Source organism: Nocardia canadensis (assembly GCF_032656385.1).
GTDB classification, from domain to species: Bacteria; Actinomycetota; Actinomycetes; order Mycobacteriales; family Mycobacteriaceae; genus Nocardia; species Nocardia canadensis.
The window spans coordinates 689,363-709,375 of record NZ_JAVCWB010000010.1 but is presented as its reverse complement, the minus strand read 5'-3'; the positions used below and the strand labels follow the sequence as shown (position 1 = coordinate 709,375).

Below are 20,013 nucleotides of genomic sequence, written 5' to 3'. Positions count from 1 at the left end.
AACATGCAACCAAACATCATCAAGGCCGGTCTCTGCTCCACCGTCTCCGCCGCGGTCGTCCTGTCGCTGACGGGACTGGTGCCCGCGACGGCGCACGCCGCGCCGGAACCCGCCGTCGGTGACCAGCTCGCCGGCAAGACGATCTTCCTCGACCCCGGCCATCAGGGGTCCGCGCACGCGGAGGATCTGAGCCGCCAGGTCGACAATGGGCGCGGCGGCACCAAGGACTGCCAGACCACCGGCATGACCTCGCTCAACGGCATCCCCGAGCACACCATCAACTGGGAGGTCACCCAGCTGGTGAAGGCGTCGCTGCAGGCGCTCGGCGCCGAGGTGGTGCTCAGTCGCGCCGACGACACCGGCTGGGGCGGCTGCGTCGACGATCGCGCCCGCGCCGCCAATGAGTCCGGTGCCGCGATCGCGGTGAGCATCCACGCCGACAGCGCCCCCGCCGACCAGCGCGGCTTCCATCTGATCGTGCCGCAGCTGCCGATCCCCGATGCGGTCGCCGACCGCGCGCAGTCCGGTGCGGGCCGCGCCGCGTCGACCGCGGTGCGCGATGCCTATCTCGCCGCCGGCTTCCCGTCCGCCACCTACGCGGGCGTCAGCAACGGGTTGCAGACCAGGGCCGATGTGGCCGGCCCGGCGCTGACCCAGGTGCCGCTGGTCTTCGTCGAGATGGGCAACGGCGCCAATCCCGAGGACGCCGCACTGCTCGAATCGCGCGAGGGACAGCTCGAGCACGCCGTCGCGATCGCGACCGGGGTGGTGGGCTTCCTGCTCAACAAGCCCGTCTCGGCCGCCGTGCCCGCGTCCGCGCCGGATTCGACACCCGCGAACGGCCGCGTCCCCGCCGCGACCCCCGCTCCGGCGCCGGAACCAGCCGCCGCGCCGACCACCCCGGCCCCGGCAGCGAACTCGAATCCCGCCGATCCGGCCCCGGCCCCGGCAGAGAATCCGGCTCCGGCCGACCCCACACCGGCCCCCGCCCCGGCAGGCGCGCCTGCCGGGACGACCCCGACCAGCACGCCCCCGAGCCCGCCCGCGGACGCGCAAGCGCCCGCCGCGGCCCCGGAGGCAGCGCCCGGCGGCGATCAACCGCCGACCACCGAGCCGACTCCGGCACCGGCGCCCGCCCAGCCCGCGGCCGTTCCGGCCCGCGCACCGCTCGGTGACCCGGTCTCCGCCGAGCCCCGGCTGCCCGCTGGATCCAGCGGACACCTGACGTTCCCCGGCGGCGCCCCCGACCAGGCTCCCGCCCAGCAGCCCCGGGTGGCCCCGAAGCCGCCGACCGGCTCGGGCGGGCACCTGGCGATCCCCGGCACCGCCGAGGTGCGCACCGCGGCGCCCGGCGCACCGGCGGCGCCCGCGCCCACCCCGCGGGAACGCGGCACCACGCCCAAGAATCAGCAGCAGTCCGCCCCGGACGAGACGGCCCCCGACCTGAGTTCGCTCGGCGGTCCGATCCTCACCGTGATGAACATGCTGATGCCGCTGGCCAGGGCACTGGGCATGGACAACACCGCGATCACCAACCAGTTGATCAACCTCGCCTACACGCTGGTCGGCCTGGTCTTCGGCCCGACGAAGTAACCGCACGCGCGCGGCCGCCGACCCGCCCAGGGGTCGGCGGCCGCGGCCGTTGCGGCACAATCGGCACGGTGATTCCTGTGGTGATCGTTGCGGGGTTTCTCGGGTCGGGTAAGACGACCCTGCTCAACTCGCTGTTGCGCAACAACCGGGGCACCCGGATCGGGGTGGTGGTCAACGACTTCGGCGCGGTGAACATCGACGCGATGCTGGTGGCGGGCCAGGTCGACGCGATGGTGTCGCTGGGCAACGGCTGCGTGTGCTGCGCGGTGGACGTCTCCGAACTCGACGACCTGTTCGCGACGCTGGCGCAGCCGCGCAGCGCCGTCGACGTCATCGTGGTGGAGGCCAGTGGGCTGGCCGAGCCACGCAATCTGATCCGCATGGTGGTGGCCAACCCGAACCCGCGGATCGGATACGGCGGGCTGGTCGAGGTGGTCGACGCCGAGCTGTTCGGCGCGACGAGCGCCCAGCACCCGGAACTGGTCTCGCACCTGCGCCTGGCCGATCTCGTGCTGGTGAACAAGGCCGACCGGGTCTCGGCCGAGGCACTGGCCGAGCTGCGCGCGCAGGTGTCGGAGTGGGTCGGCCAGGTGCCGGTCTACGCGACGACCTACGGCCGCGTCGATCCCGGTCTGCTGTTCGACGACCGGGTGCTCGCGGAACCGAAGGTGGCCCAGCAGCTCAGTTTCGACTCGTTGCTCGACGACCACGACCATGATCACGACGACCCGGCCCACCGGCACCTGCACGACGAATACGTGTCGGTGTCGTTCACCAGCAAGCGGGAGCTGGACCCGCGCGCCCTGATCGCCTTCCTGGAAGATCCGCCGCCGGGCCTGTTCCGGGCCAAGGGCTGTGTGGCCTTCGCGGTGGCGGGAGAGCGGCGCAAGTTCGAGATGCACCTGGTCGGCAGGCATGTGGTGTTCACCCCCGGCTCGTGGGGGCGCGGCGAGGAACGCGTGTCGAACCTGGTGCTCATCGGCACCGGACTCGACGAGGACGCGGCACTGGAACGCTTGCGCGGCACCGTCTTCGAGGGCGAGGAGCTGATGGACGACCAGGCGATGCTCGGCGTCTGGCGCTACACCCCGCGGTGACGCTCAGCCGCAGGCATTGACCCATTCGGACAGGCCGTCGGCGAACAGCTGCCGCTTCCAGATCGGCACCTCGTGCTTGATCCGGTCGACGAGTTCGGCGCAGACGGTGAACGCCTCGGCCCGATGCGGCGCCGCGACCGCCACCACGATCGCCAGGTCACCGATGGTGAGCGAGCCGATGCGATGGCTCGCCGCCACCGGAAGTCCGTGCGCGGCGGCGACTTCGGCGCAGATCTCGGTCAGGAACCGCTCGGCCTGGGGGTGCGCGGAGTATTCGAGCGCCGTCACCGCCTGGCCGCCGTCGTGATTGCGCACCTTGCCGGTGAACACCACGACGGCACCGAACTCCGGTCCGTCGACAGCCTTTTCGACGGCGATCGGATCCAGCGCCTGGTCGCTGATCGCGGTCAGGCGCACCGCGCCGTGGTCATTCATGGTCGCCGCCTCCGGCTACTTGCGCGAGCAGATGATTCAACAGGGGTTCCAGGACCGCGATCCCGTCCTTCACCCCGCCGGGCGAACCCGGCAGGTTGACCACGACGGTGCGGCCTGCCAGCCCGGCCACGCCCCGGCTGAGCGCCGCGAGCGGGAACTTCGCCGTGCCGCGCTGCCGGATGGCATCGGCGACGCCGGGCAGTTCGCGATCGAGGACGGCCCGGGTGGCCTCGGGGGTGGCATCGGTGGGGGAGGCGCCGGTGCCACCGGTGGTGACGATCAGCGACGGCGCGTCCGTGAGGGCATCGGCCAACCCGGCCGCGATCTCGGCGTCGGCGTACACGAGCGGGCCGCGCACCGAGAATCCCTGGGCGCCGAGCCATTCGGCGAGCACCGGGCCGGTGGTGTCGACGCGGGTTCCCGCCGCGGCCCCGGTGGACGCGACCACGACCACCGCCGTGCGCGAATCACGCACGGCGGTCGCGTGTTCGGTAGTGGTGTCGACCGGAGCGGTTGTCGCCGAACCGGATTCGGCGGGTGCGGTGTCCGAGCCGTTGCCGGTCGGGCTCGTCGGCGCGCTGCTGGATCGCGCCTCCGGACGCACCCAATGCCCGTGCTTGCCACCTTCTTTGGTGACCAGCCGCACCCCGTTCATCACTGCCGCGGGGTCCACCGCCTTCACCATGTCGTGCAGCGTGAGACCCGCGACGGCCACGGCCGTGAGCGCCTCCATCTCGACCCCGGTCGGCCCGGTGGTCTTGGCGGTGGCCTCGACGGTGATGGTCGTCTCGGTGAACCCGAACTCCACCTTCACCGACGACAGTGCCAGCTGATGACACAGCGGAATCAGCTCGGAAGTCTTCTTGGCACCGGCGATTCCGGCCAGCCGCGCGGTCGACAGCACATCGGCCTTGGGCATCCCCTCGGCCCGCACCAGCGCGACCACCTCGGCGGTGGTCTGCAATTCGCCTGCGGCGACAGCGATCCGGGTGGTGTCGGCCTTACCGCTGACATCGACCATGCGCGCGCGACCCTCGCGGTCGACGTGGGACAACTCGCTCATAGCGACAAGATTCGCACAGGGACACCCGCGGGCAGCGAGGTGACCTCGGCGGGCACATCGACGAGCACATCGGCCCAGGCCATGCCCGCGATGAGATGGGAACCGGGGCCCGAGACCACCTCGACGCCGTCGTCGGTCACCAGGCCGCGCAGATACTGGCGTCTGCCCGCGGGGGAGCGCACGGGTGTCAGCAGGGTGACCTCGGCGGTGGCCGGCGCGGGCAGGCCGCCCAGCGCGCGCACCACGTCGCGGGCGAACACCGAGTAGGACACGGTGGTGCTCACCGGATTGCCCGGAAAACTCAGCACCGGCACACCGTCGACGACCGTGTACCCCTGCGGTCCGCCGGGCTGCACCGCGACCGAACCGAAGGTGCCGCCCAGGGGCTGCAGCACGTCCTTGACCACCTCGAAATCGCCCTTCGACACCCCGCCGGAGGTGAAGACCAGATCGGCGGCGGCCACGGCTGCGCGCAGCACGGCGGTGAACTCCGCCGGATCGTCGGTGCTGTGCGCGACCTCGACGACCTCGACACCGTCGGCGCGCAGGGCCGCGGCCAGCGCGATCCCGTTGGAGTTGTAGATCTGGCCCGGTGCCAGCTCGGTCCCGGCGGGCTGGAGTTCGTCACCGGTGGTGATGCAGACCGCGCGCAGACGGCTCAGCACCGGCACGGTCGGCAGGCCGACGGCGGCCAGCGCCGCGATGTGCCGGGGCGCGAGCACGGTGCCCGCCCGGGCGACCAGCTCGCCGGCGCGCACATCGGTGCCGGCCTCGCGCACGAACTCACCGCGGGCCCGGCCGCGCTCGACCACGATCCGGCCCTCGCCCGCCTGCACGTCCTCGACCGGGACGACGCAGTCGGCGCCGGGCGGGATCGGCGCACCGGTCATCACCTTCAGCGCCGAGCCCGCCGGCAGCGGCTCGGTGCCCGGCTTGCCCGCCGCCACGACCCCGACGACCGGCAGGGTGACCGGCGTGACCGCCACGTCGGCGGCGCGCACCGCGTATCCGTCCATGGCCGAGTTGCGGAAGACCGGCAGATCGATCGGGGACAGCACGTCGGCGGTCAGCACGCGGCCCAGCGCGTCGGGCACCGCCACCTGCTCGGCCGGGCGGTCGGCGAGCGGGGCCAGCAGCGCGGCGACGGTGTCGCGGTACTCGTCGACGCTGCGCGCCGACGCGGTGGCGGGCCGGGGAGTCATGCTGCCAGCCTAATCGCCGTCCGACCGGCGGGTCAGGCCCGGATCGCTCACCGTCGAGGGGCACGGACGGTGAGCTGTCGACTTCGTGACGGATCGGCGCTCCGGACGGTCCGCGTCGGGGGCGACGGGTCATACTGTAAAGATGACGCTGGTCGAAATGGGGATACCCGCTGTGCGATCGGAGCGGCCCTCCCTCGACGGCCGGCCCGAGACGCCGCTCCTCGTCGACCGCTTCGGTCGGGTCGCGCGCGATCTGCGCGTCTCCATCACCGAGAAGTGCTCGCTGCGCTGCACCTACTGCATGCCCGAAGAGGGCCTGCCGCCGATTCCGCGCGAGGAACTGCTCAGCGCCGACGAGATCGTCCGGCTGGTGACGCTGGCCGTGCGGGAACTGGGCGTGCGCGAGGTCCGCTTCACCGGCGGCGAACCGCTGATGCGCCGCGAGCTCGAGCAGATCATCGCGGGCTGTCACGCGGCCGTGCCCGACACCCCGCTGGCCATGACGACCAACGGCGTCGGCCTCGAACACCGCGCCAAGGCCCTGGCCGAGGCCGGACTGAGCCGGGTCAATGTCTCCCTCGACACCGTCGACCGGGCCGACTTCACCCGGCTGACCCGCCGCGACCGGCTCGAGTCGGTACTCGACGGCATCCGCGCCGCCCGCGATGTCGGGCTCGCCCCGGTCAAGGTGAACGCGGTGCTGATGCGGCAGAACCTGGCCGGTGCGCCCGACCTGCTCGCGTGGTGCCTGGCCGAACAGTGCGAGCTGCGCTTCATCGAGGAGATGCCGCTCGACGCCGACCACGAGTGGGCGCGCACCGACATGGTGACCGCCGCCGACCTGCTCGACGTGCTCGGCGAACGGTTCACCCTCACCGAGGCGGGCCGCGCCGACCCCTCGGCGCCGGCCGAGAAGTGGCTGGTCGACGGCGGCCCGGCCACGGTCGGCATCATCGCGACCGTCACCCGTAAGTTCTGCGACAGCTGCGACCGGACCCGGCTCACCGCCGACGGCATGCTGCGCTCGTGCCTGTTCAGCGACCAGGAGTTCGATGTGCGGACCGCGCTGCGCGCCGGTGCCGACGACGACGAGGTCGCCGAGCTGTGGCGCGGCGCCATGTGGCAGAAGTGGGCCGGTCACGGTATCGACGCCGCCGGTTTCGTCCCTCCGGAACGCACGATGGGAGCCATCGGTGGTTGAGGTCCGCTACTTCGCCGCGATCGCCGACGCGGTCGGCAAGAGCACCGAATCACTCGACCTGCCCGCGGGCGCGACCGTCGCCGACCTGCGCGCCTCGCTCGCCGCCGCCTACGGCTCCGAGGTCGACTCGCTCGTCGGGGTCTGCGCCTTCCTGATCGGCGACGAACTCACCCGCGACCCGTCGGCCATGCTCCGCGACCGGGTCGACGTCCTGCCCCCGTTCGCGGGCGGTTAGCAGGATGGTCCAGAGCGCGGCTCCCGACGTCGACGCCTATCTCGCCGAACTCCCGGACCATCGGCGCGCGGCGCTGACCCGGCTGCGTGAGCTGTGCCTGGCCGAACTCCCCGGCCGCACCGAGGTCATGGCCTACGGCATGCCCGCCTACGAGCGAGATGGTGTCGGCGAGATCGCCTTCGCGAGCCAGAAAGCAGTACATCTCCTTCTACCTGCTGCGGGCCGACGTCCGCGCCGCCTTCGCCGAGCGCCTGGCGAGCCAGGACATGGGCAAGGGCTGCCTGCGCTTCCGCAAGGAACCGGACTACGACCTGGTCCGCGCTCTGTTGCGCGCGACAGCGTCCGGTGTCGGCGCGCCGGGGGAGAACTGAGTCGACCCGGCGGCCGGAATCCCGGGCAGCCGGCTACCGCCACCAGGTGTCGAGCGGGGTGACCGGGACGGTGCGCTTGTGCCGGGTGTTGGTGAAGATCGACTCCACGCGGGCGGCGACCTCCGGCGTGACGTCCTTGCCCTCGAGGTAGTCGTCGAGCTCGGCGTAGCGCAGGCCGAGGGCTTCCTCATCGGGCAGGGCGGGGCGGTCGTCCTCGAGGTCGGCGGTGGGGACCTTGGACCAGATGCTCGACGGCGCGCCCAGTTCCTGCAACAGCGCGGCGCCCTGACGCTTGGTGAGACCGGTGAGCGGGGTCAGGTCGACGCCGCCGTCACCGAACTTGGTGAAGAACCCGGTGACCGCCTCGGCGGCGTGATCGGTGCCGACGACCAGCAGGTTCTCCTGCCCGGCCAGCGCGTACTGGGCGACCATCCGCTCGCGGGCCTTGATGTTGCCCCGCACGAAATCGCGCAGCCGCTCGTGGTCGAGCGCCCCGGCGACCTCGGCGGCCACCGCGTCGGCGCCGGGCCGGATGTTCACCACGACCGCCCGGTCGGGGTCGATGAAGTTCAGCGCGATCTGCGCGTCGTGCTCGTCGGCCTGCATGCCGTAGGGCAGCCGCACGGCGAGGAAGGTCGCCTCGACGCCCTCGGCGCGCAGTTCCTCGACGGCGAGCTGGCACAGCCTGCCCGCCAGGGCGCTGTCCTGGCCGCCGCTGATGCCCAGGGCGAAGCCGCGGGCGGGGGTGGAGTTCAGGTAGTCCTTGAGGAAGTCGACGCGACGGCGGACCTCCTGCTTCGGCTCGATCTCCGGCAGCACGCCCAACTCGGCGATGATCTGTTCACGCAGTGTCCCCATGCCGCCTCACTCTACTTGTGCGGCAGGGGAAACGACGCGGCGAACGAGCCATTCCCAGTTGTCGCCGATCTGAGCGCGGGTGTAGCCCAGGATGTCGATCTGGTGAATGACCAGCGCCGCGGACAATGTCGACAGCAGCGAGTCGGCCACCAGCGGCAGTTCCCCGCTCACCCCGGCCTCCCGCAGCAACAGCACGACATGCGCCTTGTGCAGGCCGTACGGGCCGCCGCCGAACCGCCCCTTCTCCTCCGCGGCGCGGTGCAGATCGCTCTCGACGGCGACGTCGAGCAGGCGCGTACGGCCGAACGCGATCAACCGCTCGACCGGGTTCGCTGTGGGGCCCAGCGGGGGCGGCCCGAACATGAACGCCGCCTGGAATTTCTGTTCGGAGTGGTCGAGCAGGGCCAGCATCAGCCCGGTGCGGTTACCGAACCGCCGGAAGACGGTGCCCTTGCCGACCCCGGCGCGCTTGGCGACCGCGTCCATCGTCAGTCCCGCCACCCCGTGCTCACGCACCAGCTGCTGGGCCGCGTCGAGCAGCAGCGCGCGGTTGCGGGCGGCGTCGGCGCGCTCGATCGGCTCGGCCTCGCCGGGCCGTGGCGGCCCGATCGGCAGCAGCGGCGGCTCGTCCGGCCTGGGTGTGCTGGAGCTCACGCCGCTCACACGTCCTCCGCGGGAAGTAATCGGACTGCGGTCCGGTTAATGTCGGATGAAACTTCGATCATCCCACTGAGTACACCAGGAGTCGTCATGGCCGGGACCCGCATCCTCACTCTCGTCGGAAGCCTGCGCGCGGGCTCGATCAATCGCAGGCTCGCCGAGGCGGCCGTGCAGACCGCCCCGGAAGGTGTGGACATCGCGATCTACGAGGGTCTGGGGGAGATCCCGTTCTACAACGAGGACCTGGACGTCGCGGGTTCGGTGCCCGCGCAGGCCGCGGCGCTGCGTGCCGCCGTCGCCGCGGCCGACGCCGTCCTGCTGGTCACCCCCGAGTACAACGGCACCCTGCCCGCCGTGCTGAAGAACGCCATCGACTGGGCCTCGCGTCCCTACGCGGCCGGTGCGATCAAGGACAAGCCGGTCGCCGTGGTGAGTGCCTCGATCAGCCCGCGTGCGGCCGAGTGGGCCCACGGTGACGCGGTCAAGGCGATCGGTGTCGCGGGCGGCGTCGTCGTCGAGGCGGCCCACGCGCGCTTCGGCACCATCGGCGAGCGTTTCGGCCAGACCCACCCGGCTCAGGACGCCGAGGCGCTGACCCAGCTCGGCGCGACCGTGCACGAGCTGGTTGCCGCCGCGGACGGCAAGCTCGTCTCGGCGTAAGCTGCCTGTCGGCTCGACACGGGGCGTCGCATCCCACGCGGATGTGACGCCCCTTCGCATGTCCGCGAAGTTTGCTGAAGACTCGCCGGGATGCAAAATCGTGATCTGGGCCACTGTTTTCCCAGCGTGTCGATCGCGCGTCCTGGGACTTACGGCGTGGGAATTACATCTGTGCGACTCGCAACACCTTGTGTTGTTCCAATCTGTCGGCCACTAGGTGTAGTGTCTCCAGTACTGGAACACGGTGTGAAGCCACCACTGATCGGGCCCAAGGGAAGGGGTTACGAGCAGGGCTTTCTTCGCCAGATCCAGGAGTTTGCGCAGCATCACCGTTCGTGCACTGCATACGGATCACAGGCTGTGGATCAGGCATAGGAGAGGGAGAACCTAGATGACCATCACCGTGTACACCAAGCCCGCTTGCGTCCAGTGCAATGCCACCTACAAGGCGCTCGACAAGGCCGGGGTGGACTACGAGATCATCGACATCTCCGAGAACACCGAGGCCCGTGACTACGTCATGGCGCTCGGTTACCTGCAGGCACCGGTCGTCGTCGCCGGTGAGGATCACTGGTCGGGCTTCCGCCCCGATCGCATCAAGTCGCTCGCCGTCGCGGCCGCTTAGGACCTTCGCCGGAAGGAGGCGTCATGCCCGAACGGACGACTCCGGGCGGGCTGGTCTACTTCTCCAGCGCTTCGGAGAACACTCGTCGTTTCGTCGAGAAGCTGGGTTTGCCGGCTACTCGGCTTCCATTGCACACCGCTGATTCGCTGCGCGTCGACGAACCCTACGTGCTGATCACCCCCACCTACGGGGGTGGTCGGCACGTGATGGGTGGACAACGGTCCGACAAGGACCTCGTACCGCGGCAGGTCGCCAAGTTCCTCAACGACCCGCACAACCGCGCCCTGCTGCGCGGGGTGATCGCGGCCGGCAACACGAACTTCGGCGATACCTATTGCGCTGCGGGCGACATCATCTCGCGAAAATGCGGGGTGCCGTACCTGTATCGCTTCGAACTCATGGGAACCGCTGAGGACGTCGCGCGCGTCCGAGAGGGATTGGGATTGTTTTGGCAACAGCAACCACAGCACCGACCGGCAAGACTGCCCGCCTAGAGCAGGCCGCGGTGCGCGGCGAGGCGGGCGAGGTCCTCGACTACCACGCCCTCAACGCGATGCTGAACCTGTACGGCCCCGACGGACAGATCCAGTTCGACAAGGATCGCGAGGCCGCGCACCAGTACTTCTTGCAGCACGTCAACCAGAACACCGTCTTCTTCCACAACCTGGACGAGAAGCTGGACTACCTGGTCGACGAGAACTACTACGAGGCCGAAGTCCTCGACCAGTACAGCCGCGAGTACATCAAGAGCCTGTTCCAGCGGGCCTACGCCAAGAAGTTCCGGTTCCCGACCTTCCTCGGCGCATTCAAGTACTACACCTCGTACACGCTCAAGACCTTCGACGGCAAGCGCTACCTGGAGCGGTTCGAGGACCGGGTCGTGATGGTCGCGCTGACGCTGGCCGCCGGCGACCAGGTCCTCGCGGACAAGCTGGTCGACGAGATCATCGACGGCCGGTTCCAGCCCGCCACCCCGACCTTCCTCAACTCCGGCAAGAAGCAGCGCGGCGAGCCCGTGTCCTGCTTCCTGCTGCGCATCGAGGACAACATGGAGTCGATCGGCCGCTCCATCAACTCCGCCCTGCAGCTGTCCAAGCGCGGCGGCGGTGTGGCGCTGCTGCTGAGCAACATCCGTGAGCACGGCGCGCCGATCAAGAAGATCGAGAACCAGAGCTCGGGTGTCATCCCGATCATGAAGCTGCTCGAGGACTCGTTCTCCTACGCCAACCAGCTGGGCGCGCGTCAGGGCGCCGGCGCGGTCTACCTGCACGCGCACCACCCCGACATCTACCGCTTCCTCGACACCAAGCGGGAGAACGCGGACGAGAAGATCCGCATCAAGACGCTGTCGCTGGGCGTGGTGATCCCCGACATCACCTTCGAGCTGGCGAAGAAGAACGAGGACATGTACCTGTTCTCGCCGTACGACGTCGAGCGCATCTACGGCAAGCCGTTCGCCGATGTCGACGTCACCGAGAAGTACTACGAGATGGTCGACGACAAGCGCATCCGCAAGTCGAAGATCAAGGCGCGCGAGTTCTTCCAGACCATCGCCGAGCTGCAGTTCGAGTCGGGCTACCCGTACATCATGTTCGAGGACACGGTGAACCGGGCCAACCCGATCAAGGGCAAGATCACCCACTCGAACCTGTGCTCGGAGATCCTGCAGGTCTCGACCCCCTCGGAGTTCAACGACGACCTGTCCTACTCGAAGGTCGGCAAGGACATCTCCTGCAACCTCGGCTCGCTCAACATCGCCAAGGCGATGGACTCGCCGGACTTCGGCCAGACCATCGAGACCTCGATCCGCGCGCTGACCGCCGTCTCGGACCAGACCCACATCTACTCGGTGCCCTCGATCGAGCAGGGCAACAACGAGTCCCACGCCATCGGCCTCGGCCAGATGAACCTGCACGGCTACCTGGCGCGGGAGCGGGTCCACTACGGCTCCGAAGAGGGCGTCGACTTCACCAACATGTACTTCTACACCGTGGTCTACCACGCGATCCGGGCCTCGAACCTGATCGCGAAGGAGCGCGGTAGCGCGTTCGGCGGCTTCGCGGAGTCGAAGTACGCCAGCGGCGAGTACTTCGACAAGTACACCGAGCAGGCGTGGGAGCCCAAGACCGACAAGGTCCGTCAGCTCTTCGCCGACGCCGGCGTGCACATCCCCACCCAGGACGACTGGCGTGAGCTGAAGGCCTCGGTGCAGGAGTTCGGCATCTACAACCAGAACCTGCAGGCCGTCCCGCCCACCGGGTCGATCTCCTACATCAACCACTCCACCAGCTCGATCCACCCGGTGGCGTCGAAGATCGAGATCCGCAAGGAAGGCAAGATCGGCCGCGTCTACTACCCGGCCCCGTACCTCGACAACGACAACCTCGAGTACTACGACGACGCCTACGAAATCGGCTACGAGAAGATCATCGACACTTACGCCGCGGCCACCCAGCACGTGGACCAGGGCCTGTCGCTGACGCTGTTCTTCAAGGACACCGCCACCACCCGCGACCTGAACAAGGCCCAGATCTACGCCTGGCGCAAGGGCATCAAGACGCTCTACTACATCCGCCTGCGTCAGATGGCCCTGGAGGGAACCGAAGTCGAGGGTTGCGTGTCCTGCATGCTGTGAGCTGAGCGCGGGAAAAGGGGCGGTCTCCGTGGGAGACCGCCCCTTTCGCGTCAGCCGATACTGCCGAACAGATCGAAGCAGCACCAGCCGCCGCGCAACCACTGCCCGATCAACCGCCACAGCGACGGGTAGCGGCCGTCGGCGTAGCGCAGACGCAGGCCGAACGAGCATTTGCCGAAGGTCGTGCGGGTGAACCGCTGGACGACCGTGCGGTGCAGGAAGGACGCGCCGAGCCAGGCCGCGATGCCGTACAGGACGGCGGTCGAACCGGTCGCGAGGTACCAGACGGTGACACCGATGGCGGCGTGCAGCGCCGTGTCGATGAGGAAGGCGGGGATCACCCCGGTCTCGTCGCCGGTGGAAGTGGTTCCGCTGAGCGGGAATTCGTCTGCCGGGCGCTGCGGCTCCGCGGCGTCGGGGCGGACGTAGGTCAGTCGCCCGTCGGCGTCGCGCTCGTAGCCGCCGGTCCGCTCGGCGCGCCGGGGCGGTGTCGTCGTGCTCATGGGGCCCAGCGTGGCCGACCTCGCTTAACAACCACCCGGTGCCGACCTTGCCGTGCGCGGGAAGCCCAGGTCGCCGCGCCGCGGCGATGCGCGTCGGACCGGAATCCGCCGGTTACGGTGGAAGGCAACCCTGTTGTGTCGCAGCGCAGTGCGTCGATCCGAGGAGGCCGGATGTCCGTCGCGGAGCATGGGAAGACGGTGGGGGACGGGCTCGACCTTCCGCTGGCGCCGCGCGAGCGGATCGAACGGCCGGAACAGGCTGGGCGAGGCCGGGATTCGCGCAAGATCGTGCCGCGTTCGGCCCTCGGCGCGTGGGATCCCGGGCAGCGTGGGCACGACGCGCTGGCGACCGTGCTGGCGCAGAACGCGCTGCGGGCGCCGGATCTCGTGCCGATCCGGATGGCGCGCATGGCGGCCTCGCCGTGGACGTTCTATCGCGGCGGTGCCGCGATCATGGCCGCGGACCTGGCCTCCCGGCCGAATACCGGAATCGGCGTGCAGCTGTGCGGGGACGCGCACGTGCTGAACTTCGGGATGTGGGCCAGCCCCGAGCGCAATCTCGTCTTCGACCTGCGTGATTTCGACGAGACGCTGCCCGGCCCGTTCGAGTGGGATCTGCAACGCCTGGTGGCCTCGCTGGTGGTGCTCGGCCGGGACAACGGGGTGCCCGCGGCGCGGTCGGACGCGGCGGTGGCGGCGACCTCGGCCGCGTACCGCCGCGCCATGGCCGAGTACGCGCGCACCCCCGAGCTCGACATCTGGTATGAGCGGGTCGACGTGGAGGACTTCCTCGGCTACTTCGGCCCCCGCGCACAGGAGCTGGCGCGCAAGGAGATCCGGCGTGGGTCGGTGAAACGCACCAGCCGTGGCGCGTTCGGCAAGTTCACCGAGATCCGGGACGGGCGACGGCGGATCACCGAGCTCCCACCGTTCCGGGTGGCGGTCGGCGGCGACCAGCGCAGGCTCGTCGGGGCGGTCGTGCACGACTACGCCGAATCGGTGCCCGATCACATCTGGTCGCTGCTGACCCGGTTCCGGGTCGTCGATGTCGCCCGGCAGGTGGTCGGCGTCGGCAGCGTCGGGATGCGGGTCTACCTGGCCCTGCTCGAGGAGCGCCGGACCGGCGACCCGTTCTTCATCCAGGTCAAACAGGCGGGCCGCTCGGTCTACGAGGACTTCCTGGCGCCGAGCCGCTACGACAACCACGGTTCGCGGGTCGCCCACGGCCAGCGGATGCTGCAATCGACCACCGACAAGTTCCTCGGCTGGACCAGCGTGGACGGCATGGACTTCTACGTCCGTCAGTTCCGGGACATGAAGATCACCGCCGACGGCGCCCTCGTCGCACCCCAACTCGAACAGTTCGCCACCGCCTGCGCCCGGGTACTGGCCCGCGCCCACGCCCGCTCCGGCGACGCCGCCCGCATCGCCGACTACCTGGGCCGCAGCGAGCGCACCGACACCGCCCTGGTCGACTTCGCCCGCGCCTATGCCGACCAGAACGAGCGCGACCACGCGCAACTGGTGGCCGCGATCGCCGACGGCACGGTCGACGCCCACGAGGTCGGCTGGGCCTGATCCCGTGAGGCACGTCGGGACGCGTGACCGGTGACGGCGTCTCGGGACGGTCGGCATCGTCGCTGCGCTGCCGGGGAAGTGGCGGCGCAGCGACGACACGACTACCCCGCCGAACCGGTGAGGATGCGTGGCAGGTCCGATGCCGAGCCGGTGCCGCTGCCGTCGGGCAACTCGGCACCCTGCGATCCGGGGCGGTGGATGCGGACGGTGACCGGTGCGGCGCCGTCGGCTTCCACGGTGACCACCCGCGCTCCGGTCGGCGAGGTCACCCGGCCGCCGCTGACCTGTACCTCGTAGGTGTCGGGCAGGGCCAGGTCGGAGACATAGATCTCGGTCGGGGCCGACGCGGCTGCCGGCCGGTAGCGGTAGGCGAAATCGCCGGTCGCCGAATCGAACACCATCGCCTCCGGGATGCCCGCGGTGGCGCGAGGGTAGGTGCGGACCAGTTCGCGGCCGAGGTCACCGTGGAAGGGGTCGGCGCCGGTGCCGCGGAAATGCCAGTAGTGCCAGCCGATGAAGCGCTCGTCGGCGCGGGTGGTGTTGTTGCGCAACACGGTCGGGTCGCCGTCGCCGAATTCGGTGACGAGGGTGGGGATGTCGGTGCGGTCGGTGAAGGAGTCGATGTTGGACCAGGTCTTGTCCTGCTGCACCGGGCACACCGCCCGCAGTTCCTCGGACAGTCCGAGGTAGATGGCGAGCTGGCTGGGGATGCAGTAGTCGTGCGGGGAGAACACGATGTTCGGGCTGGTGATCGGCGGATTCTTGCCCAGATGGCTGGGCATCGTCTCGTTCCAGGTCACGTTCGGCTCCCAGAACACCGGCACCGCGCCGTTGCGCGCCCGCACCGCGTCGGTCAGCCGTTGCAGCGCGCGCTGGTACTCGGCGTCGAAGTCCGGGCAGCCGTCCGGGAAGCAGGTGAGAAACGGTGTGCCGGGCCAGGGTTCGTTGAGCAGTTCGATCCCGAGCACGCTCGCGCGCCCGTTCATCCGCTCGGCGAGGGCGCCGAGGGCGGTCCCGAGATGATCGAGGACGCCGTAGGTGTTGTTCCAGACCTCGTCCCACCCGGCGTTCATGCTCGGCATCAGGTAGTACAGCGGGAAGCCGGGATTCGGCTCGCCGTCGCCCGGCCTGGCCCGGATCGCCCACTCGGGAAAGCCGTTGCCGCCCCAGATCTGCGACAACCCGTCCTGATGATTGTCGAGCAGGGTGTAGATCCCGTGTGCGGCGAGGGTATCCACCACCGCCTCGACGCGATCGAGATAGGCCGTGTCGACCACGCCCTCGGTCGGCATCAGTCCGTCGAAGGACACCCCGAGCCGCACGGTGTTGAACCCGTGCCGGGCGAGCAGCGCCGCCGCGTCGTCGCTCAGGGCGAACCCGTCACCGGGTTGCAGATACGGCGCGTCCTTGTCGACGGTGTTCACTCCGTGCAGCAGCACGGTCCGCCCGAATCCGTCCACCAGTGCCGCCCCCTGCGCCCGCAGCGGTGTCACTCCCGGCTCCGCACTCGCGGGCGCGATCGCGCCGCTCACGATCATGCCGATCGCCAGCGCGAACGCCGCCACCCACCTCGGCGATCGCCCCGGCCCTCGCCGCCGTCGAATGCCCGCTCTCGCCATCAGTGTTCCTCGATCCACTGGTAGACATGCGTCCAACTGAACGCACGTCCAAGTACTGGCGTGAGACCATAGCGTCGGACTACCGATGTGGTCAAGGCCACACGAGTGGAATCGCCACGGCCGGAGGAGATGTCGGGGCCCGGTGGGGACCGACCTCGGGGCGGCGTCCGTCGATGCGACGACCATCGTCAGCAACATCGCCGACCAGCGCATCACCGGGCGCCACGGCGACGGGGAGCAGCTGTGGGATGTCGAGACCGACCGAGGTGGTGCGGGCGGCTCGCCGGAGCGGCGAGCTCGATCCGCCCCCGCGTCGCTCCTGTGGGTCGGCGAAGCGATCGCGGGGGCCCGGGTGGTTCAGCGGAGGGCGGGCAGGACTTCGCGTTCGAAGAGTTCGATGCCGGAGGTGTCGTAGGCGGCCTCGGGGAAGTTGCAGATGGCGTAGTCGAGGCCGAGATCCTGGACGGCGGTGAGGCGTTCGATGATCTGCTCGGGGGTGCCGACGGCGGCGCTGGTGTCGAACTGCTCGTGCACGCGGGCCTTGGCCTCGTCGGCGCCCAGGAACGGGGTGTAGCGGTCGATGACGGCGGAAAGGCGTTCCTGGACTTCGGATTCGGTGCTGCCGATGATGGCGTTGAAGTTGGCGCTGCGGGTGATCGCGTCGAAATCGGTGCCGACCTCGGCGCAGTGCTGGCGCAGGATCTCCGACTTGCGGGTGAATTCCGCCGGTTCGCCACTGAAGTTGGTGTAGTCGGCGTACGTCGCGGCGATCCGCAGCGTCTTCTTCTCGCCGCCACCGGCGATCCAGATCGGAATGCCGTTCTCCTGCAACGGCTTCGGGTGCACGATCGCGTCGTCGACCTGGTAGTACTTCCCGTCGAGGGTGGCCCGGCCGGTCCGCCAGGCCTGCCGGAAGATCTGCACACCCTCGTCCAGGCGGCCGAGTCGCTCACCGGCCGGCGGGAAGCCGTAACCGTAAGCGCGCCACTCGTGTTCGTACCACCCGCCGCCGATGCCCATCTCCACCCGGCCGCCCGAGATCAGGTCGACGGTGGCGGCCACCTTGGCCAGGTAGGCGGGGTTGCGGTAGCTCATGGCGGTACACATCTGCCCGAGCCGCACGCGGGAGGTGCTGGCCGCGAACGCCGACATCAGGGTCCACGCCTCGTGGGTGGCCTCGTTGGTCGGCACCGGCACGGTGTGGAAGTGGTCGTAGACCCAGAGGGATTCCCAGTCGGTGCCCGTATCGAACCGCTGGGCGAGCTCGCGCATCACCGCCCACTGGTCCGCCGGTTCGATACCGACCAGGTCGAGCCGCCAGCCCTGGGGGACGAAGATGCCGAAGCGCACGTGATTCTCCTCAGTGTGATGATCGAGCCGGAGGTCGCGGCGCCTCGCACCGCGGCTGCCCTGCCCACTTTTCCCACTGCCGCGCACCGAGGCAACTATTGAACGCTCGGCGCGCTGAATCCCGGACCGGCGGTTATTCGCTTGGCGAGGCCGTCGCGGGCGGGCATGCTGAGAGCCGTATGAACGATATGCGACAACCACGCCTCGGCGTGGACTTCGGCCGGGTCATCCAGGGGGCGGCGCTCGCGCCGGGTGCCGCGGACACGGTCTTCCTGTCCGGCGGCTTCGCCGAGGCGATGAGTACCCCGCCCACTCCGCACGCCTTCGACGCGCTGGCCCGCCTGGTGACCCGCTTCGGCGGCAACGCCTGGGTGATCTCCAAATGCGGCCCGCGGATCGAGGAACGCACCAGGCAGTGGCTCGATCACCACGATTTCGCCGCGCGCACCGGCATCCCGCGCGAGCACCTGCGGTTCTGTCGCACCCGCGCCGACAAGGCGCCGCACTGCGCGGAATTGGGCATCACCCACATGATCGACGACCGCCTCGACGTGCACGCGGCGCTGCGCGGGCTGGTGCCGCGGCTGTACCTGTTCGGCGCGCAGACCGCGCCCGCGCCGGACTGGCTGTGTCACACGCCGGACTGGCCCGCGGTCGAGCGGGTGATCCGCGCGGATCTCTACGCGGCGGGTCAGGCGTTCGGGTCGCCGTAGGAGGCGGCGATGTCCTGGGAGCTGGGCCAGCGGCTGTAGGTCGGTGACTGCGGCCAGCCCTCGGGGCTGTCCTGCCATTCCTCCTGCCTGCCGTAGGGGAGCGCGTCGATCAGGCCGAAGGTGTAGGCGAGCTGTTCGGTGCCGCGGCCGTCGGTGTGCCAGCTGCGGTAGACGGTGTCGCCGTCGCGCAGGAAGGTGTTGACCGCGAAGCCCGCGCCCGGGCCCGCGCCCATGTCGGCGCCGAACGGGCTGTCGTGGGTGGAGTACCACGTCATCGTGTTGCCGACGCGGCGCTTGTAGGCGAGAGCCTCCTCGATCGGGCCCTGGGTCACGATGACGAAGCGCGCGTCGTAGGCGGCGAGGAAGTCCAGCCGGGCGTACTGCGCGGTGAGGCCGGTGCAGCCGGGGCACTGCCAGGTGTTCCCGTCGGTCCACATGTGGTGATAGGTGATCAGCTGGGACTTCCCGTCGAAGACCTCGGCGAGCGGAACAGCGCTCCCGTCTTCGGCTTCGAGCGTGTACGGGGGCAGTTCGACGGCGGGCAGGCGCCGTCGCTGCGCGGCGACGGCGTCGAGTTCGCGCGTCGCGGCCTTCTCTCTGATCCGGAGCTTGTCGAGTTCGGCCTGCCAGGTGTCGCGATCGACGATGGTCGGCAATGCGGTCATGAGGGCCACTCCTTGAATGTGTACGGCGTGCACATTTGATATGTTCACACCGTACACTTCGGTCGGAGGGAGCTCGAGGGTTGGCGTATCACCACGGCGATCTCGCCGCCGCGCTCGTCGAGGCCGGGCTGGAGCTCACCCGGGCCGGTGGTCCCGACGCGCTGACGATCCGCGAGGTCACCCGCCGGGTCGGCGTCACGCCGAACGCCGCCTACCGGCACTTTCCGGACCGGCAGGCGCTGCTGCGCGCGGTGTCGGCGGCGATCGAGGCCGCGATGGCGACCGGGATGGCCACCGACCGGCGCCTGGCCACCCCGCGCGACAGCCTGCGCGCCGTCGGCCTCGGCTATATCGCCTTCGCGCTGGCCGAGCCGGGCTGGTTCGCCGTCGCGTTCTTCGGCACGGGCGACACCTCGCCGGAGTCGGTGCTCGACTCGCCCGCCTACCTGGCCCTCGCCGACGCGCTCGACATGATGGTCCACGTCGGTGATCTGGCGCCCGCCGCTCGTCCGGCGGCGACCTGGAGCTGCTGGTCCACCGTGCACGGCTTCGCCGAGCTGGCGTTGCGGGGGCCGCTGCGCCATCTCGATCGCGCCGAGGTGTGGCGCCTTGCCGAGCAGGCGGTCGACACGGTGGTCGCCGGATTGCCGCCCGCGATGTGATCGAGGTCACTGTGACCAGTGGTACGTCGGTGTAAAGATGAAACGTCTGGGCTCCGCATGTACCCTGCAGGTGGAAGGGTGTGCCCGGGTGGGTACTCCGAGCGATCTGCACTGGCGATGGCCTGCAGCGACGACGAGGAGGTGGTGTTGCGATGCGCAGCGAACCCCCCAGTCGAAGGCCGCGCGGCGTCGCCCCTTCGCTCTCTCGCTGATTCCCGGTCGATTTCCTTCGGCTGTGCGTGACGGCTGTGGCGGTGGACGCCCGCGGTGGACAACACCGTCTCCCGA

Annotated in this window: 21 protein-coding genes; 12 read left to right on the top strand and 9 right to left on the bottom strand. The window is 69.8% G+C overall.

What is annotated here, in order from left to right:
• Nucleotides 1-3: 3 nt before the first annotated feature.
• Both Q7X29_RS33145 and Q7X29_RS26725 read left to right on the top strand, forming a co-directional pair.
• Nucleotides 4-1,593, top strand: coding sequence for an N-acetylmuramoyl-L-alanine amidase (locus tag Q7X29_RS33145; protein WP_394358739.1), 1,590 nt, complete (start codon nt 4-6; stop codon nt 1,591-1,593).
• A 77-nt stretch (nt 1,594-1,670) separates the two neighbouring features.
• Complete coding sequence (locus Q7X29_RS26725; protein WP_218716717.1) at nt 1,671-2,690, top strand: CobW family GTP-binding protein; 1,020 nt, start codon at nt 1,671-1,673, stop codon at nt 2,688-2,690.
• Between the two features lie 3 nt (nt 2,691-2,693).
• On the opposite strand, the gene Q7X29_RS26720 is transcribed toward Q7X29_RS26725, so the two are convergent.
• Genes Q7X29_RS26720 through Q7X29_RS26710 form a run of 3 tightly spaced genes read right to left on the bottom strand, consistent with a single transcriptional unit; the run spans nt 2,694 to nt 5,390 of the window.
• Nucleotides 2,694-3,125, bottom strand: a complete 432-nt coding sequence (locus Q7X29_RS26720) for a molybdenum cofactor biosynthesis protein MoaE (protein WP_218716716.1) — start codon at nt 3,123-3,125, stop codon at nt 2,694-2,696.
• Nucleotides 3,118-4,188 carry a bifunctional molybdenum cofactor biosynthesis protein MoaC/MoaB gene (gene moaCB, locus Q7X29_RS26715; protein WP_218716715.1) on the bottom strand — a complete coding sequence of 357 codons (1,071 nt, stop codon included), beginning with the start codon at nt 4,186-4,188 and terminating at the stop codon, nt 3,118-3,120. Before moaCB ends, Q7X29_RS26720 begins: the two co-directional genes overlap by 8 nt.
• A complete protein-coding gene (locus Q7X29_RS26710) occupies nt 4,185-5,390 on the bottom strand; it encodes a molybdopterin molybdotransferase MoeA (RefSeq protein ID WP_218716714.1) in 1,206 nt (401 codons plus the stop codon). The genes moaCB and Q7X29_RS26710 overlap by 4 nt, the downstream gene beginning before the upstream one ends.
• Before the next feature lie 142 nt (nt 5,391-5,532).
• On the opposite strand from Q7X29_RS26710, the gene moaA reads away from it, so the two are divergent.
• The 3 genes from moaA (at nt 5,533) to Q7X29_RS26695 (ending at nt 7,197) form a co-directional block, all read left to right on the top strand.
• On the top strand, nt 5,533-6,591 hold the full coding sequence (gene moaA, locus Q7X29_RS26705) for a GTP 3',8-cyclase MoaA (RefSeq protein WP_218716713.1): 1,059 nt from the start codon (nt 5,533-5,535) through the stop codon (nt 6,589-6,591).
• On the top strand, nt 6,584-6,826 hold the full coding sequence (locus Q7X29_RS26700; RefSeq protein WP_316575720.1) for a MoaD/ThiS family protein: 243 nt from the start codon (nt 6,584-6,586) through the stop codon (nt 6,824-6,826). Before moaA ends, Q7X29_RS26700 begins: the two co-directional genes overlap by 8 nt.
• Before the next feature lie 158 nt (nt 6,827-6,984).
• A complete protein-coding gene (locus tag Q7X29_RS26695) occupies nt 6,985-7,197 on the top strand; it encodes a DUF1801 domain-containing protein (protein WP_316575719.1) in 213 nt (70 codons plus the stop codon).
• 33 nt (nt 7,198-7,230) lie between these two features.
• Here Q7X29_RS26695 and nadE read toward each other — a convergent pair whose 3' ends face one another.
• Nucleotides 7,231-8,055 (bottom strand): ammonia-dependent NAD(+) synthetase, encoded by an 825-nt coding sequence (gene nadE / locus Q7X29_RS26690; RefSeq protein WP_218716710.1) that lies wholly within the window; start codon nt 8,053-8,055, stop codon nt 7,231-7,233.
• Nucleotides 8,056-8,061: 6 nt separating this feature from the next.
• The gene (locus Q7X29_RS26685; RefSeq protein ID WP_394358738.1) at nt 8,062-8,718 is read right to left on the bottom strand and encodes a TetR/AcrR family transcriptional regulator; all 657 of its coding nucleotides are present in this window, start codon (nt 8,716-8,718) and stop codon (nt 8,062-8,064) included.
• Between the two features lie 87 nt (nt 8,719-8,805).
• On the opposite strand from Q7X29_RS26685, the gene Q7X29_RS26680 reads away from it, so the two are divergent.
• The 4 genes from Q7X29_RS26680 to nrdE all read left to right on the top strand — a co-directional run bounded on the left by Q7X29_RS26680 (nt 8,806) and on the right by nrdE (nt 12,635).
• The gene (locus Q7X29_RS26680) at nt 8,806-9,375 is read left to right on the top strand and encodes an NAD(P)H-dependent oxidoreductase (protein WP_316575718.1); all 570 of its coding nucleotides are present in this window, start codon (nt 8,806-8,808) and stop codon (nt 9,373-9,375) included.
• A gap of 391 nt (nt 9,376-9,766) precedes the next feature.
• Nucleotides 9,767-10,000, top strand: a complete 234-nt coding sequence (locus tag Q7X29_RS26675; protein WP_218716707.1) for a redoxin NrdH — start codon at nt 9,767-9,769, stop codon at nt 9,998-10,000.
• 23 nt (nt 10,001-10,023) lie between these two features.
• On the top strand, nt 10,024-10,494 hold the full coding sequence (gene nrdI, locus Q7X29_RS26670) for a class Ib ribonucleoside-diphosphate reductase assembly flavoprotein NrdI (protein WP_316575717.1): 471 nt from the start codon (nt 10,024-10,026) through the stop codon (nt 10,492-10,494).
• Between the two features lie 59 nt (nt 10,495-10,553).
• Nucleotides 10,554-12,635, top strand: a complete 2,082-nt coding sequence (nrdE, locus tag Q7X29_RS26665) for a class 1b ribonucleoside-diphosphate reductase subunit alpha (RefSeq protein WP_255587059.1) — start codon at nt 10,554-10,556, stop codon at nt 12,633-12,635.
• Between the two features lie 50 nt (nt 12,636-12,685).
• Here the strand turns inward: nrdE and Q7X29_RS26660 are convergent, their stop codons facing one another.
• Nucleotides 12,686-13,138, bottom strand: a complete 453-nt coding sequence (locus tag Q7X29_RS26660; protein ID WP_316575716.1) for an RDD family protein — start codon at nt 13,136-13,138, stop codon at nt 12,686-12,688.
• A gap of 171 nt (nt 13,139-13,309) precedes the next feature.
• On the opposite strand from Q7X29_RS26660, the gene Q7X29_RS26655 reads away from it, so the two are divergent.
• Nucleotides 13,310-14,716, top strand: a complete 1,407-nt coding sequence (locus Q7X29_RS26655; protein WP_316575715.1) for a DUF2252 domain-containing protein — start codon at nt 13,310-13,312, stop codon at nt 14,714-14,716.
• A 101-nt stretch (nt 14,717-14,817) separates the two neighbouring features.
• Here Q7X29_RS26655 and Q7X29_RS26650 read toward each other — a convergent pair whose 3' ends face one another.
• Complete coding sequence (locus tag Q7X29_RS26650) at nt 14,818-16,281, bottom strand: endoglycoceramidase I (protein WP_449411952.1); 1,464 nt, start codon at nt 16,279-16,281, stop codon at nt 14,818-14,820.
• A gap of 411 nt (nt 16,282-16,692) precedes the next feature.
• Nucleotides 16,693-17,685, bottom strand: a complete 993-nt coding sequence (locus Q7X29_RS26645; protein WP_218716703.1) for an LLM class F420-dependent oxidoreductase — start codon at nt 17,683-17,685, stop codon at nt 16,693-16,695.
• Between the two features lie 179 nt (nt 17,686-17,864).
• Here Q7X29_RS26645 and Q7X29_RS26640 point away from each other — a divergent pair, with 179 nt between their 5' ends.
• Nucleotides 17,865-18,398, top strand: a complete 534-nt coding sequence (locus Q7X29_RS26640; RefSeq protein WP_316575714.1) for a hypothetical protein — start codon at nt 17,865-17,867, stop codon at nt 18,396-18,398.
• Here the strand turns inward: Q7X29_RS26640 and Q7X29_RS26635 are convergent.
• Nucleotides 18,377-19,063, bottom strand: a complete 687-nt coding sequence (locus Q7X29_RS26635) for a DUF899 domain-containing protein (protein ID WP_316575713.1) — start codon at nt 19,061-19,063, stop codon at nt 18,377-18,379. The two genes, Q7X29_RS26640 and Q7X29_RS26635, sit on opposite strands and share 22 nt — an antisense overlap.
• A gap of 80 nt (nt 19,064-19,143) precedes the next feature.
• Between Q7X29_RS26635 and Q7X29_RS26630 the strand changes: the two genes are divergently transcribed.
• The gene (locus Q7X29_RS26630) at nt 19,144-19,725 is read left to right on the top strand and encodes a TetR/AcrR family transcriptional regulator (RefSeq protein ID WP_316575712.1); all 582 of its coding nucleotides are present in this window, start codon (nt 19,144-19,146) and stop codon (nt 19,723-19,725) included.
• Nucleotides 19,726-20,013 lie beyond the last annotated feature (288 nt).

Coding starts and splice junctions, on each gene's coding strand:
- Q7X29_RS33145 (WP_394358739.1), top strand. CDS start 4: ATGCAACCAAACATCATCAAGGCCGGTCTCTGCTCCACCGTCTCCGCC.
- Q7X29_RS26720 (WP_218716716.1), bottom strand. CDS start 3,125: ATGAATGACCACGGCGCGGTGCGCCTGACCGCGATCAGCGACCAGGCG.
- moaCB (WP_218716715.1), bottom strand. CDS start 4,188: ATGAGCGAGTTGTCCCACGTCGACCGCGAGGGTCGCGCGCGCATGGTC.
- Q7X29_RS26710 (WP_218716714.1), bottom strand. CDS start 5,390: ATGACTCCCCGGCCCGCCACCGCGTCGGCGCGCAGCGTCGACGAGTAC.
- moaA (WP_218716713.1), top strand. CDS start 5,533: ATGACGCTGGTCGAAATGGGGATACCCGCTGTGCGATCGGAGCGGCCC.
- Q7X29_RS26695 (WP_316575719.1), top strand. CDS start 6,985: ATGGTGTCGGCGAGATCGCCTTCGCGAGCCAGAAAGCAGTACATCTCC.
- nadE (WP_218716710.1), bottom strand. CDS start 8,055: ATGGGGACACTGCGTGAACAGATCATCGCCGAGTTGGGCGTGCTGCCG.
- Q7X29_RS26680 (WP_316575718.1), top strand. CDS start 8,806: ATGGCCGGGACCCGCATCCTCACTCTCGTCGGAAGCCTGCGCGCGGGC.
- Q7X29_RS26675 (WP_218716707.1), top strand. CDS start 9,767: ATGACCATCACCGTGTACACCAAGCCCGCTTGCGTCCAGTGCAATGCC.
- nrdI (WP_316575717.1), top strand. CDS start 10,024: ATGCCCGAACGGACGACTCCGGGCGGGCTGGTCTACTTCTCCAGCGCT.
- nrdE (WP_255587059.1), top strand. CDS start 10,554: ATGCTGAACCTGTACGGCCCCGACGGACAGATCCAGTTCGACAAGGAT.
- Q7X29_RS26660 (WP_316575716.1), bottom strand. CDS start 13,138: ATGAGCACGACGACACCGCCCCGGCGCGCCGAGCGGACCGGCGGCTAC.
- Q7X29_RS26655 (WP_316575715.1), top strand. CDS start 13,310: ATGTCCGTCGCGGAGCATGGGAAGACGGTGGGGGACGGGCTCGACCTT.
- Q7X29_RS26640 (WP_316575714.1), top strand. CDS start 17,865: ATGAACGATATGCGACAACCACGCCTCGGCGTGGACTTCGGCCGGGTC.
- Q7X29_RS26635 (WP_316575713.1), bottom strand. CDS start 19,063: ATGACCGCATTGCCGACCATCGTCGATCGCGACACCTGGCAGGCCGAA.